The 12647-nt window shown below is 58.7% G+C and carries 13 protein-coding genes and 1 pseudogene; 3 read left to right on the top strand and 11 right to left on the bottom strand.

Features of this window, described 5'->3' with window-relative positions; translation table 11 throughout:
* Window positions 1-4 precede the first annotated feature (4 nt).
* The 3 genes from tssE to tssB form a co-directional block, all read right to left on the bottom strand.
* Window positions 5-445: a type VI secretion system baseplate subunit TssE gene (gene tssE / locus D0851_RS13430; RefSeq protein ID WP_117619090.1), complete on the bottom strand. Its 441-nt coding sequence runs from the start codon at window positions 443-445 to the stop codon at window positions 5-7.
* A gap of 3 nt (window positions 446-448) precedes the next feature.
* A complete protein-coding gene (gene tssC, locus D0851_RS13425) occupies window positions 449-1951 on the bottom strand; it encodes a type VI secretion system contractile sheath large subunit (protein WP_117619089.1) in 1503 nt (500 codons plus the stop codon).
* Window positions 1952-2017: 66 nt separating this feature from the next.
* The gene (gene tssB / locus D0851_RS13420) at window positions 2018-2512 is read right to left on the bottom strand and encodes a type VI secretion system contractile sheath small subunit (protein WP_117619088.1); all 495 of its coding nucleotides are present in this window, start codon (window positions 2510-2512) and stop codon (window positions 2018-2020) included.
* A 271-nt stretch (window positions 2513-2783) separates the two neighbouring features.
* Here tssB and D0851_RS13415 point away from each other — a divergent pair, with 271 nt between their 5' ends.
* Entirely contained in the window at window positions 2784-3044 is a 261-nt protein-coding gene (locus tag D0851_RS13415; protein WP_117619087.1) for an acyl-CoA-binding protein, read from the top strand.
* Window positions 3045-3175: 131 nt separating this feature from the next.
* On the top strand, window positions 3176-3493 hold the full coding sequence (locus D0851_RS13410; RefSeq protein WP_117619086.1) for a site-specific integrase: 318 nt from the start codon (window positions 3176-3178) through the stop codon (window positions 3491-3493).
* An 8-nt stretch (window positions 3494-3501) separates the two neighbouring features.
* Here the strand turns inward: D0851_RS13410 and D0851_RS13405 are convergent, their stop codons facing one another.
* From D0851_RS13405 to ltrA (D0851_RS13395), 3 genes are all read right to left on the bottom strand, one after another.
* Window positions 3502-3975 carry a hypothetical protein gene (locus D0851_RS13405; protein ID WP_227539303.1) on the bottom strand — a complete coding sequence of 158 codons (474 nt, stop codon included), beginning with the start codon at window positions 3973-3975 and terminating at the stop codon, window positions 3502-3504.
* A gap of 115 nt (window positions 3976-4090) precedes the next feature.
* Window positions 4091-4606 carry a transcription elongation factor GreB gene (gene greB / locus D0851_RS13400; protein WP_117619085.1) on the bottom strand — a complete coding sequence of 172 codons (516 nt, stop codon included), beginning with the start codon at window positions 4604-4606 and terminating at the stop codon, window positions 4091-4093.
* Between the two features lie 130 nt (window positions 4607-4736).
* On the bottom strand, window positions 4737-6104 hold the full coding sequence (gene ltrA / locus D0851_RS13395; protein ID WP_162893738.1) for a group II intron reverse transcriptase/maturase: 1368 nt from the start codon (window positions 6102-6104) through the stop codon (window positions 4737-4739).
* Window positions 6105-6735: 631 nt separating this feature from the next.
* Here ltrA (D0851_RS13395) and D0851_RS13385 point away from each other — a divergent pair.
* Window positions 6736-7017 (top strand): hypothetical protein, encoded by a 282-nt coding sequence (locus tag D0851_RS13385; RefSeq protein WP_117619083.1) that lies wholly within the window; start codon window positions 6736-6738, stop codon window positions 7015-7017.
* Here the strand turns inward: D0851_RS13385 and D0851_RS13380 are convergent.
* The 5 genes and pseudogenes from D0851_RS13380 to ltrA (D0851_RS20350) all read right to left on the bottom strand — a co-directional run bounded on the left by D0851_RS13380 (window position 7011) and on the right by ltrA (D0851_RS20350) (window position 12610).
* A complete protein-coding gene (locus D0851_RS13380; RefSeq protein WP_117619082.1) occupies window positions 7011-8501 on the bottom strand; it encodes a sensor histidine kinase in 1491 nt (496 codons plus the stop codon). The genes D0851_RS13385 and D0851_RS13380 overlap by 7 nt on opposite strands.
* Window positions 8488-9168, bottom strand: coding sequence for a response regulator transcription factor (locus D0851_RS13375; RefSeq protein ID WP_117619081.1), 681 nt, complete (start codon window positions 9166-9168; stop codon window positions 8488-8490). Before D0851_RS13375 ends, D0851_RS13380 begins: the two co-directional genes overlap by 14 nt.
* Before the next feature lie 132 nt (window positions 9169-9300).
* Window positions 9301-10080, bottom strand: coding sequence for a hydroxypyruvate isomerase (hyi, locus tag D0851_RS13370; RefSeq protein WP_117619080.1), 780 nt, complete (start codon window positions 10078-10080; stop codon window positions 9301-9303).
* Between the two features lie 7 nt (window positions 10081-10087).
* Window positions 10088-10999, bottom strand: coding sequence for an NAD(P)-dependent oxidoreductase (locus tag D0851_RS13365; protein WP_117619079.1), 912 nt, complete (start codon window positions 10997-10999; stop codon window positions 10088-10090).
* Window positions 11000-11235: 236 nt separating this feature from the next.
* A pseudogene (gene ltrA, locus D0851_RS20350) lies at window positions 11236-12610 on the bottom strand (group II intron reverse transcriptase/maturase).
* Window positions 12611-12647 lie beyond the last annotated feature (37 nt).

The following is a 12647-nucleotide window of genomic DNA, read 5'->3' as shown; positions in this document are numbered from 1 at the left end:
CTGTCTAAATCACGCGGTAATACCGCTTGTCATCCAGAACCAAATCTATGGTTGTTTTGTCGTCGTTGTCACCGACGTTCAGATAGACCGTCACCTGAAATCGCAGCTGCAGCGGATCTGGTCCCTGGGGCAGATTAACGACATCCACCCGCTTCACCCTGGGTTCGAACTTCTCGATGCACTGCCGGATCGCGCCGCGGATCTGAACACTCAGATCGTGGGTGCCGAGCGTGGCGTCGTTGAAATCCAGCAACCCCAGATCTGGTACGCTGGCGCTGTTGCCCGGATGGGCGTTCAGCAGGCGGACCAGGTGGCGTTTGATGGATTCAACAACATGGGTGACGTCTCCCATGCTCTGACCGGGCGGCGCGGCGGCCTGTTCCAGTCGTTCGAACAGGCTGCCGCTGCTGGCCTGCGATCCGTCGCTGGCCGGGTGATGGAACACGGATTAATCCTTGTCCAGTCGGCCAACCAGTGACAGTTCGAAGTTGGCGCCCATGTACTTGAAATGCGGACGCACCGCCAGGGAGACCTGGTACCAGCCCGGATCGCCTTCCACGTCGGAGACGGTGACCTGCGCGGCGCGCAGGGGGCGACGGCTGCGGACTTCCGCCGGCGGGTTTTCCTGGTCGGCCACGTACTGGCGGATCCAGGTGTTCAGTTCCCGCTCCAGGTCCTGGCGTTCCTTCCACGAACCGATCTGTTCGCGCTGCAGCACCTTGATGTAGTGGGCCAGGCGGTTGACGATCATCATGTAAGGCAGTTGGGTACCCAGCTTGTAGTTGGTTTCCGCTTCCTTGCCTTCCTTGGTGTTCGGGAACTGCTTGGGTTTCTGCACCGAGTTGGCGGAGAAGAAGGCCGCGTTGTCGCTGCCCTTGCGCATGGTCAGGGCGATGAAGCCTTCGTCGGCCATTTCGTATTCGCGACGGTCGGTGATCAGTACTTCGGTCGGGATCTTGGCTTCGAGCTGGCCGAAGGATTCGAACAGGTGCACCGGCAGGTCTTCCACCGCACCGCCACTTTGCGGGCCAATAATGTTCGGGCACCAGCGATACCTGGCAAAGCTTTCGGTCAGGCGGGTGGCCAGCAGGTAGGCGGTGTTGCCCCACAGGTAATGCTCGTGGTCGGCGGACACGTCTTCCTTGTAGTTGAAGCTGCGCACCGGATTTTCAGTGGGGTCGTAAGGCACCCGCAGCAGGAAGCGCGGCGATGCCAGGCCCAGATAGCGGGCGTCCTCGGACTCACGCAGGGAACGCCACCTGGCGTATTTCGGACCTTCGAAAACCGCCTTCAGCTCCTTGATGGCCGGCAATTCCTGGTAGCTGTCGACACCAAAGAACGAGGGTGCCACGGAGGACAGGAATGGCGCGTGGGCCATGGCGCCTACGGAAGAGACATACTGCAGCAGCTTCATGTCTGGCGTGGACGGGGTGAACGCGTAGTTACCCACCACCGCGCCGACCGGCTCACCGCCGAACTGGCCGTATTCGGTGGAGTAAATATGCTTGTAGAAGCCGGTCTGGGTGACGTCGGGCGCGAACTCGAAGTCTTCCAGCAATTCGGTCTTGGTGGCGTGAAGAATATCCACCTTGATGTTCTCGCGGAAATCGGTGCGATCTACCATCAGCTTCAGGCCACGCCAGGAGGACTCCAGTTCCTGCAGTTTGGGCGCATGCAGGATTTCATCCATCTGGGCGCTGATCTTGCGGTCCAGTTCAACCACCATCTGGTCCACCAGCGCCTTGTTGACCGGCTGGCCTTTCTCATCGCTTTTCAGCAGGTTGGCAATAAACGTTGCCACGCCCTTGCGGGCGACATCGTAACCCTCATCGGCCGGCGCCATTCGGCTGTTGGCCATCACCTGGTCCAGCAACGAGCCCTCAGCCCCTGATTGAATAGCATCTGCGGCGGATTCGGAGGCAGCAGATTGCTGCACGGCAGTATCAGACATACCACATCCCTTCAGTACGTGTTGAAAACAGAGTTTTGTGAACCTGGCGTTACCCGCCGGCTTCGATTACTCGCTGTCGGTGGCCAGTTCCAGTTCGGCCAGCAGTTTGTCCCGGGCGCCATCGTTGTCCAGCAGTTCCTGTAGTTTGGACCGAAACGACGGTACATTACCCAGCGGGCCCTTGAGGGCCACCAGAGCTTCCCGCAGTTCAATCAGCTTGTTCAGCTCGGGCACCTGACGGGCAACGCTGTCCGGGGAGAAGTCGTCGAGAGTCTGGAATTCCAGGTTCACCGGCAATTCGTCGGCGTCCTCCTCCAGCTTGTTGGTAACCGTGGTGGAAAGGGTCAGGCCGGCTTCCTTCATGACCGAACGGAAATTGTTCTTGTCGACGGAAATGGCCTTGCGATCTTCGATGGGGGTTTCTTCGGCGTGTCCCTTGAAATCGCCAACCACGAACATTTTCAGCGGTAGCTCGGTTTCAGCCTGCTGATCGCCGGTGGCGGGGACGTACTTGATATTAATGCGCTCTTTCGGCGCGACGGAACCGTCTCTAGAAGACATGCGCTTGCTCCCTGTGCAAATCATTTGCGATTTTTCAATCCCTTGCACGCACCGTCCTGGCGCGCAACGATCAAGACTCTACACAGATCACTTGCCTTTCTCAAGCAAAAACTGGCCAGTATTCTTCCAGAATGTGCGCCCGGGCAAGCTTTTGCCAGAATACCTCCGTTTCGCCGCCCGTGCAGGGTTGTAGAGCCAATGACGGACCACCTGGCTGTGGCTATACTCGCCCAACTGACAGGAACAAAGTGTAACCAGTAAGGAGATCAACATGAGTGACCTGAAAACCCGCTTCGACGAAGCCGTCAACTACATCCAGACCGCTGAGGGTGACGTCAAACCGTCCAACGAGATGAAACTGGAATTCTACGCGCTCTACAAACAGGCTACCGCCGGTGATGCGTCTGGCAAGCGCCCGGGCATGATGGATTTTGTCGGCCGTGCCAAGTTTGATGCCTGGGAAAAACTCAAGGGCATGTCCGGCGACGATGCCATGCAGAAGTACATCGACAAGCTCGAATCACTAAAGTAAGCCGCACTGCCCCGGATCCCGGTCAGGAGCCTGATCGGGATCAATCCCCTTCCAAAAGTTTTGCGACGGTCAAAAGACTGTCATAAGATGCGCGCACTATAACAATACCAATTCATCAGGAAGAGTTTCTCATGGACATCACCGAGGCGCTGGAACAAAGCCAGCCGGGCCTTGTGGGCCGGGTCAAGGACGCCATCCGCAAACATCAGCTCAATCAGCGTTCCGAACAGACATACCTTCACTGGATCACCCGATTCGTGCTGTTCCACGATCCGAAGAACCCGGAAGCCCTGGCCAATGAAGACCGCCAGCTGTTTCTGGATTATCTGAGCGATCGCCTCCGGGTATCCCGGGCACGATTCAACCAGGCCAGTCAGGCACTGGCGTTCTTTTACGAGGATGTGCTTGGCAAGGCGTCGATGGACAGTACCGGCTGTGCCGCTGCCTGAGACCGGGATCAGCGCTCGTTCAGGTTGATGTTCAGGGCGTCGTAAGTGCGGTTCTCGCCCGGGCGGATCACATAGTTGTTGCCATGGGTTTGCCCGGGTATGGACTTGGGATTACTGAACCGGAACTCCACCGGAATCTCGGAGCGGCCCAGGTCGGTGCGGTTGTCGCCCGGGCGAAGACCCAGACGGTCCAGATAGAAATCGTCCTCTACCCGGGGCTTCAGCGGAACAGTCATTGCCGGAACCGCAATGCCGCCCTCAATCACCGTGTTCGCCAAGGCTTCTTCCTCAATGGAACGAAGCGGAATGGTGTGAATCGTCGACCGCTCTTCAAACTGGAAGGCGCTGACTTCACTCTCAGCGGATGACGCTTCCTCGGCCAGGGCAAAGGCCGGACACATCAACGCTGTCACCAACCCGACAAAAGCCAGCGAATGACTGGCATTCCTTTCCGTTTTCCCGCATTCCGAACGCATACCCATGATGACAATCCCGGCTGGCAGATCCTTGCCAGTAAAAAGCAGTGTGACGATTTTTGATCAGTCTATCGCCAAAACACACCGATTGCCTGGCCAGGCGACGATTCTGTGACGCTTTTCACTTGTCGTCCAAGAGCTCCTGATAGCGGATGCCAACCACAAACACCGATTTCCAGCCCTCCGGGGTGCGGACACTCACCTCATCATCAAGGCGCTTGCCGATCAGGGCCCGGGCCATCGGCGAGTTGATGCTCAGATAGCCTTTATCCAGATCAAATTCATCCGCCCCTACCAGTCGATAGGTCTGCTCGTCGCCATCCTCATCTTCCACCGTCACCCAGGCGCCGAAAAATACCTTGTTGCGATCATCCGGCAACCGGTCCACAACGGTGAGCTCTTCCAGTCGCTTGCCCAAAAAGCGAACCCGGCGGTCGATTTCCCGTAACTGCTTCTTGCCGTAGATGTATTCGGCATTCTCGGAACGATCGCCAAGGGCAGCGGCTTCCCTCACCGCCTGGGTCACTTCCGGCCGCTTCACCTTCCACAGGTACTGCAATTCGTCACGCAGTGCCCGCTCACCGTCCGGGGTGATGTATCTGGGGCGCGGAGCACCATTTCCGGGAGCCTCGGTCATCGGTTCACAACGTCCTGTGCCTGTATGAAAAATATGAGGGTAATCGGGATAGGGGGGAGCCACTAGACTCCGCCCCTCCCACACCACCCGGCAAGCGGGTCCGCACCGGGCGGTTCGAGACGTTGAGGTATCACGAGAGACGCGGCACGCCCAACCGATCAAAGTAGGCAATCGTCAGCACGTTGTGAATGGCAGACCGACTGTTATGCCACCAGCGACGGCTCAGGGCCGCCACTGATTCCGCAACCCAGGGACTCGCGCCAAGGCGCAGCAGTTCCCGGTAAATGGTCCTGCCCCGCTTCCACTGTTTGAGATGCAAGGCTCTTAGGCGACGGCGTAACCACTCATCCAGCGACCGCCAGATGCGTGGCGTTTGCGCCAGCCGGAAGTACCCTTTCCATCCCAACAGGTAGCTACGGAGTTGCTCTACCACCTGCTCAATACTGCGCCCTCCGTTGCGTCGGGTCAGTTGCCTGATCCTCCACTTGAACGCCTGTAACGCCTTGGCTGATACCGCGCGCCGGACGTCTCCGTCCCTCGTCTGCCATAAGGCATAGCCGAGGAACTTTCGACCGAACGCACTGGCGACTGCGCTTTTGGATTCGTTGATCGTCAAGCGCAATTTGCCGTAACAGCGACGCAACAGTCGCATCACTCGCTCACCGGCTTTCTGACTGCGTACGTAGACGTTGCAGTCATCGGCATAGCGGGCGAAGCAGTGGCCCCGGCGCTCCAGTTCCCGATCCACCTCGTCCAGCAGGACGTTCGCCAATAAAGGCGACAGAGGCCCGCCTTGCGGCGTGCCTTCGTGTCGCTCAATGACGACTCCGCCATCCATAATGCCCGCATTCAGATACGCCCGAACCAGCCGGATGACTCCGGTGTCGTTCACACGCGGCTTCAGACGGTCGATCAGGATGTCGTGGTTGACCCGGTCGAAGAACTTCGACAGGTCGACGTCCACCACGATGTGGTGGCCCTGCTGGGCATAGCGGTGTGCAGCCAAAACCGCATCCTGAGCCCGACGGCCCGGGCGGAAGCCGTGGCTGTGCTCGCTGAAGGTTGGATCGATCAGAGGTTGCAGCACTTGCAACAGTGCCTGTTGAATCAGACGGTCGGTCACGGTGGGGATACCCAGTTCCCGTTCACTTCCGTCCGGTTTCGGGATGCCTACCCGACGGACAGGCTGAGGCCGATAGCGACCTTCCAGCAATTGTTGCCGGAGATCCGGCCAGGCCCATTGCAGGTGTTCGGCTGTCTGGGCAATGTCCAGACCGTCGATACCCGCCGCTCCCTTGTTGGCCTTCACGCGCTTCCATGCCCGTTGCATATTCTCTCGTGCGAATACCTGCTCAAGCAGGCCTCGCCCTGCGCCCTCCGGTTCTCGTCGCGGGAGTCCTGTTTCATCGCTGGTCACATCTGGCAAGGCTTCACCTTCCCGCTCCGTAACCCGCCCCGCTGGCGCGGGCATCTGATGCCGTACAATGCTCATCGACAAGGCGTTTGACGCTCCTTCTCGTTCGGCCCTTCGTTCCATTCCGGAAACTACTATGGCCTCTGCTGACTTCTCGCTCCGTGTTGCCACGTTGCCCTTTCAGGCATAAGGCGAGATATCCCCGGGTAAGAACACACTCCTTCACCGCACAACCGCCGGATTTACGCCGCATCGCCTTGGCCACAAGAGCTTCGCGGCTTCTAGCCCGCTCGCCCTGCTCGGCAGCGCCTTATATCCGATTCTTGTTCATCGGCTCACGGTTTACGCTCCACGCTTCCTCTCCACAGTTGGTCGCCCTTCCGCAGTTGCGCTTCACTTCGTTCGCTGTGGCCAGCTTACGGGAGGACTTGCACCTCCAGGAGTGCGCCCATGCCGGGCGCACTAAAAAAACCCCGTAAAAACGGGGTAAGGCTAGCGCTGTGCTGGAGGGAGAAGCAAGCAACAATTCGTGCATGCTTCCAAAGCTACAGTGTCTATTATGCACAGCGAGCATTACACCGGCGTGGCCGAGGAATTACCTTTTGGTCAGGGAAATGGCCGACCCTCTCCCCCGGGAATTAGGTTGCACACTCTAGGGGCAAGGCATAACTTTGCAAAATAACTTTTTACAGGTTCCAGTGACGGAGATACCGACATGAATACTCAAAAATTGTTGAATATGGCGCTTAATGGCGTAGACGCCGTGGGTTATAGGCTGGACCAGTTCGGCATCACCGGCAAGGTGAACCGCCATAACATTGCGGCCTTTCTGATGGCCGAGCAGAAGCATCTGGAGGGGGAGTGGGACAGTATTCAGGTGCGGGTGAATCGCCGCCGTTCACAGGTTGAAAAGATCACCCACCAGATTGAATGCCGCACAGATGCCCTGGTAAGCCCGGTACTGTCGAGGATTAACCGGTTCCGCGCCAGTCAGTGAGTTTCTGCGCCAGTGGATTCTGTTGCGATTCGGGCTTCCGCTCCCGCTGAGTCCGCTGGCTGTTCTGCCTGCGCTGCCCGGATCCGTTTCCGGGCCTCGGTAAAGGCAGGCATCCGGACGGTCACAGTCAGTCCGGGCGGAGTATCCCCCGGGTGGGTATCGCTCAGAACAATTCGGCCCTGGTGGATTTCCGCAACCGCGCTCACCAGGCTCAGCCCCAGGCCGTTGCCTGGCAATGAGCGGCTCTTGCCAACACGATAGAAGCGCTGGAACACCTGATCTTTCTCGGCGTCGGGAATACCAATACCACTGTCCCGAACCTCGAAGATCGCCTCGGCACCTTCCTTTCGAACGGCAACACCAATAACCCCGTGTTCCGGAGTGTATTTGATCGCGTTATCGATCAGGTTACTTACCATCTGGAACAGCAGATCCCGGTCACCTTCGATCATCACGCCGCTTTCCAGGGACTGCTCAAAGGACTGGTCTTTATCCTCCGACAACGCCTCATAGAGTTCGCAGGCGTCGGTAACCAGTTCATCCAGCGATACCGGTTTCATATCAGCCGCATTGCCCCGGGTTTCAAGCCGGGCAATCCGCAGCAAGGCGTTGAAGGTTGCCAGCAACTGATCGGCCTCGGCCACGGCGCGGCCGGCCTGTTCCCTCGCTTCATCGTTATCTACCGACATCAGGGTATTTTCAAGCTGGTTCCGCAGGCGGGTCAGGGGGGTGCGAAGGTCATGGGCAATGCTGTCGGAAACGTGCCGGATACCTTCCATCAGATAAACAATGCGGTCCAGCATCTGGTTAAGGTTTTCCGCCAGCTGGTCAAAATCGTCGTCCGTTCCACGGGTAGGAATTCTCAGGGACAGGTGGCCATTCATGATCCGGCGGGAGGTGTTGTTGATGATCTCAATGCGGCGGGTGGTGCTCCGGCTCATCAAAAAGCCGCCCAGCAGGGCGAGCCCCAGAGTGATCCCCATCCCCCAGTTGATGGCGGTTTCAATCACCCGCTTCAGATTGGTGAGCTCGTCCACATCCCGCCCCACGAGCAGTCGCAGACCACCCTGCACCTCGAAGATGCGGGCGCGGGCCAGCCGTTCAGGCCCGGTCCAGCCAACCGATTCGTTCAGGGTGAAGTTGATCCAGCCGCTCTCGGAACGGCTGCCTTCCGGCCAGGTCTCGATATTTCCGGCCAACTTCAGGAAGTCGTCTGTGGTCAGCAGGTAAATGGATTTGGCATTGGGATCGCGGGCAACCCGCTCGCGAATAATGGTGATCAGGCCGTTTACCCCACGGCCCCGGTACTGCTCCGCCAGACCGGCGATTTCCGCTTCAATGGTTTCGTCGGTCTGGGCGGTCATGAAGCCCGCTGTACGCCAATAGATAAAGGCCAGTAACAGAAATACCGAGGTGGCAAACACCACCATGTACAGCAGGGCTAACTGAAAAGACGAGGTCCTGAGCTGGCTAAGCAGTTTCACGTAACATGTACCCTGCACCCCGGATGGTTTGCAGTAAGGGGGTATCGAATTCCTTGTCGATCTTGGCTCGCAGCCGGCTGATATGCACGTCTATGACGTTGGTCTGGGGATCGAAGTGATAGTCCCAGACTTTCTCCAGCAGCATGGTCCGGGTGACCACCTGGCCGGCGTTGCGCATCAGATATTCCAGCAACCGGAATTCGCGGGGCTGAACATCAATGTTCTGGCCTGCCCGCTTGACGGTCCGGGCCAGCAGATCCATCTCCAGATCGGCCACCCGCAATACGGTTTCGGTTTCCGCCGTCTGCCGATTGCGTCGGATCAGGGATTCGATGCGGGCCAACAACTCGGTGAAGGAAAACGGCTTGGTCAGGTAGTCATCACCGCCGCCCCGCAGACCCTCAACACGGTCGTCCACATCGCCCAGGGCGCTCAGAATCAGAACCGGCACCTGGTTTCCGGTGGCCCGGACGGTCTTGATGATAGACAGCCCGTCCATCCCCGGCAGCATGCGGTCCACAATCATGATGTCGTAGTCCTCACTGGCCGCCATCATCATGCCTTCCTTGCCGTCGGCCGCATGATCCACCACGAAGTCGGATTCCTTCAGCCCTTTGACAAGATAATTTGCTACGTCCTGATCGTCTTCGATTACCAGCGCTTTCACCGGCTCTCCTCCCGATAGCGGATTACATTGACCACGATTTCATTGACCACATTTCATTGACCACAAGGGTACGAAGAACTTGGTAAGCCGGCCAGTTACCATCTTGTAAGAGGGTGTCGCCTATGGCGACGGTCAACCCTTACCTTTAAACCAGCCCAGACTGTCGCCCGTGGCGCCTGAGGGCCGATACTCGGCACTTACCCAACCTTCATAGTCCATGCTGTCGATGGCCGCAAAAACATTCGAAAAGTTAATCTCCCCGGTGCCCGGTTCATGACGCCCCGGATTATCGGCAAACTGAATGTGGCCAATCCAGGGCAGCAGACACTCCATTGAGCGCACCAGATCCCCCTCCATGATCTGCATATGGTAAAGGTCATACTGCAGGCGAACGTTGTCTGCGTCCACCTCCTCAATCACTGCAAGCACCTTGCCGGAGGTGTCCAGAAAGAAATCCGGCATATCCACCCGTGAGTTAATGGCTTCCAGGCACAGGGTGATGTTGTCCTCTGCCAGCTTTCCGGCCGCCCAGGCCACGTTGTCCACCAGGGTCTGCCATGCGATATCCTCGGGCAGATCGGCCGGCTTCAGCCCTGCCAGGCAATTCAACTGCCTGCAACCCAGCGCCCGGGCATACACGATTGCCTGAGTCACACCAGCTTTGAACTCATCCACCCGGTCTGGCAGGCAGGCAATGCCCCGCTCACCAGCCTCCCAGTCACCCGGCGGCAGATTGAACAGCACCTGCGTCAGCTGATTGTCGTTCAACATCTGACTGAGCATGTCTTTCGGGTAGGCATAGGGGAACAGATACTCCACTCCCTCAAATCCCGCAGCCCGGGCCATGGCAAAACGCTCGGGAAAATCGACTTCTGTGAACAACATGGACAGATTGGCAGCAAAACGGGGCATGGCGTCGTTACTCCTTGGGGCGGCGGCCAAGAGCGCCAAGCAGAGCACCATTCAGGTGCTCCAGCTCAAGCAGCAGACCGCTGTGGTCAACCTCACTGTGACCATTGGCCACCAGCGACAGATATTCATTATGGGTCTGCTGGGCCAGCGGCAGGGTTAAACCTTCCGCGCGAGCCTCATCCAGAATCATGCGCATGTCCTTGAGCTGAATACGGGCCGGAGCGCCGGGCGCGAAATCACGGTCAATCATCCGCTGACCGTGCAATTCCAGAATCCGGCTACCAGCAAAGCCGCCCAACAAGGCTTCCCGAACCGCTGCTGGATCCGCCCCGCCCTTCGCAGCGAGCAACAACGCCTCAGACACCGCACCGATGGTAATCCCCACAACCGCCTGGTTGGCCAGCTTCGCCAGCTGCCCGGATCCCACCGGACCAATCCTCGTACACTTGCCAAGCGCATCAAACACCAGCCGGGCCCGGTCCACATCCGCCTCCGAGCCACCGGCCATAATGCTCAGGCGGGCCTCAGCGGCACCCACCGTGCCCCCGGATACCGGCGCGTCCACATAACCAGCATTGCGCTCCGCGGCCAGCTCGCCATGACGCCGGGCCACAGACGGCTGAACAGAGCTCATATCGATCACCAGCGCACCCGGCTTCAGGGCATCAATCGCCCCTTGTACCACCAGCACCTGCTCCACCACATCACTGTTCTCCAGCATGGTGATCACCACATCGGCACTGGCAACCGCCTCTGCCGGAGACTCGGCAATCGATGCCTCCGAGGCGAACGGCTCACACTTGCTGGCAGTCCGGTTCCACAAAGTCATCGGGAAACCCGCATTCAGAAGATTTCGGGTCATCGGCGCGCCCATCAGGCCGATACCCAGAAAGGCAATATGAAGACGATTTGTAGTCATTTTTCAGGCCTTAACACCAGAAGTTCGAGAAGGGATTGGGTGGGCCTTTCCAAAACCGTGCGGAGCCATGAATGGCGGAGCCGAGCGTACAGGGACGTATTCACAGCGTGTTTTGGAAAGGCCCACCCAATCGCTTCTGCCCCCAAGTTATAATTTCCGATTATAATCGAGTAGGAGGGGGAGTTACCTCCCCCGTCCTCTCACACCACCGTACGTACGGTTCCGTATACGGCGGTTCATGGCTGGCTCTGAAGCCGAGTCATCGTATCCAACAAGCTTACCAGAGACAGGCGGTTAAAGACCTTCTTGGGGAGTGCGGCATTCATATGCGATGCCCCGCTATTCCACCAAGGCCCGCGCCCGTTTGTCGCGCTTTTCCAAGCCCGTTCCTCCACCAGTCCAAGCCGCATCAGGTTGCGAGCTCGAGTGTGAACTCGCTTCCATTGTCGCCACAGGATCAGGCGGAGTCGTCGCCGTACCCACCCGTCCATCGCCTCTACCCGAGCGCTTTGAGTCGGTCAGGCGGTAGTAGTTCGCCCACCCTCGCAGCACTGGATTCAGGTGTTGGATGGTGGTCAGCAGCGATCGCCCCCGTGATCGTCGGAGCAACTGACGCAGGTTGGCCTGATGAGCTTTCAGGCTCTTGGGCGCAAATCCCTCAGCCGAACCTGTTTGTGCCAGCTTACGCTGTAACCCAGATAGCTCCGGCGCCAAGGCCGATCCACGGCGCTTTTTCTCCGTGTTGATCTTCAGGCGCAAGTGCGTTTCCAGATAGTGGGTGAGGCTGGCCATGATCCGGTGCCCGGCTTCGCTTGCTACGAACGTAGATATTGCAGTCGTCCGCGTAGCGGCAGAACCGATGGCCCCGGCGCTCCAGCTCCCTGTCCAGTTCGGTCAAAAGAACATTGGAGAGCAGAGGCGAGAGCGGGCCGCCTTGTGGCGTCCCTTCCCGTCTCGGGCTGACCACCCCACCGTCCCAGCATGCGGCTTCCAGATAACGTCGGATCAGGGTCAGTATCCGGCGGTCGGTGATGCGACGAGCCAGCAGGCTCATCAGCACATCGTGGTTGACCCGGTCAAAGAACTGGGCCAGATCCAGATCGACCACCCAACGGTGGCCCTCATTGATGTGCTGCTGCATCGCCTTGACCGCCTGATGGGCACTTCTCCCCAGGCCGGAAGCCGTAACTGTGATCCGAGAAGGTCGGTTCCAGCATCGGGCTCAGCACTTGGTGAAGGGCTTGTTGAATCAGGCGATCTTGTACCGTCGGAATACCCAGTACCCGTTCGCCGCCTTGCGGCTTGGGGATACTGACCCGGCGTATGGGCTGAGGATGGTAGCGTCCGGCCAATAAGCGCTCACGCACCGTTGGCCAATGCTGTTGCAGGTGGCCTTTCAGGGCCGTTGTGGGCATCTGATCGACGCCAGCTGCGCCCTTGTTGGACACCCACCCGCTGATACGCACGCATCAGGTTCGGGCGCTCAAGCACCTGTTCCATCCGCGCGTTCGGCTCCGCGTTCGTCCACGAATGAGCCTCCGCGTCTGCCTCGACACGGGCACCAGTCTCTGCCGGATTCCGTCCGGCGCCTCCCTGATTGCCCTGACCCATCCGGGCCGCTTCTGTCTTCATAAGCACACCACGAGCA

Source organism: Marinobacter sp. Arc7-DN-1, assembly GCF_003441595.1.
GTDB classification, from domain to species: domain Bacteria; phylum Pseudomonadota; class Gammaproteobacteria; order Pseudomonadales; family Oleiphilaceae; genus Marinobacter; species Marinobacter metalliresistant.
The sequence above is the reverse complement of the archived record's forward strand: the minus strand, read 5'-3'. Positions and strand labels throughout refer to the sequence as shown.

Excerpts from the sequence above, each read along its gene's own strand:
- tssC (WP_117619089.1), bottom strand. The coding sequence starts at position 1,951 with ATGTCTGATACTGCCGTGCAGCAATCTGCTGCCTCCGAATCCGCCGCA.
- tssB (WP_117619088.1), bottom strand. The coding sequence starts at position 2,512 with ATGTCTTCTAGAGACGGTTCCGTCGCGCCGAAAGAGCGCATTAATATC.
- D0851_RS13415 (WP_117619087.1), top strand. The coding sequence starts at position 2,784 with ATGAGTGACCTGAAAACCCGCTTCGACGAAGCCGTCAACTACATCCAG.
- D0851_RS13410 (WP_117619086.1), top strand. The coding sequence starts at position 3,176 with ATGGACATCACCGAGGCGCTGGAACAAAGCCAGCCGGGCCTTGTGGGC.
- D0851_RS13405 (WP_227539303.1), bottom strand. The coding sequence starts at position 3,975 with ATGGGTATGCGTTCGGAATGCGGGAAAACGGAAAGGAATGCCAGTCAT.
- greB (WP_117619085.1), bottom strand. The coding sequence starts at position 4,606 with ATGACCGAGGCTCCCGGAAATGGTGCTCCGCGCCCCAGATACATCACC.
- D0851_RS13385 (WP_117619083.1), top strand. The coding sequence starts at position 6,736 with ATGAATACTCAAAAATTGTTGAATATGGCGCTTAATGGCGTAGACGCC.
- hyi (WP_117619080.1), bottom strand. The coding sequence starts at position 10,080 with ATGCCCCGTTTTGCTGCCAATCTGTCCATGTTGTTCACAGAAGTCGAT.
- D0851_RS13365 (WP_117619079.1), bottom strand. The coding sequence starts at position 10,999 with ATGACTACAAATCGTCTTCATATTGCCTTTCTGGGTATCGGCCTGATG.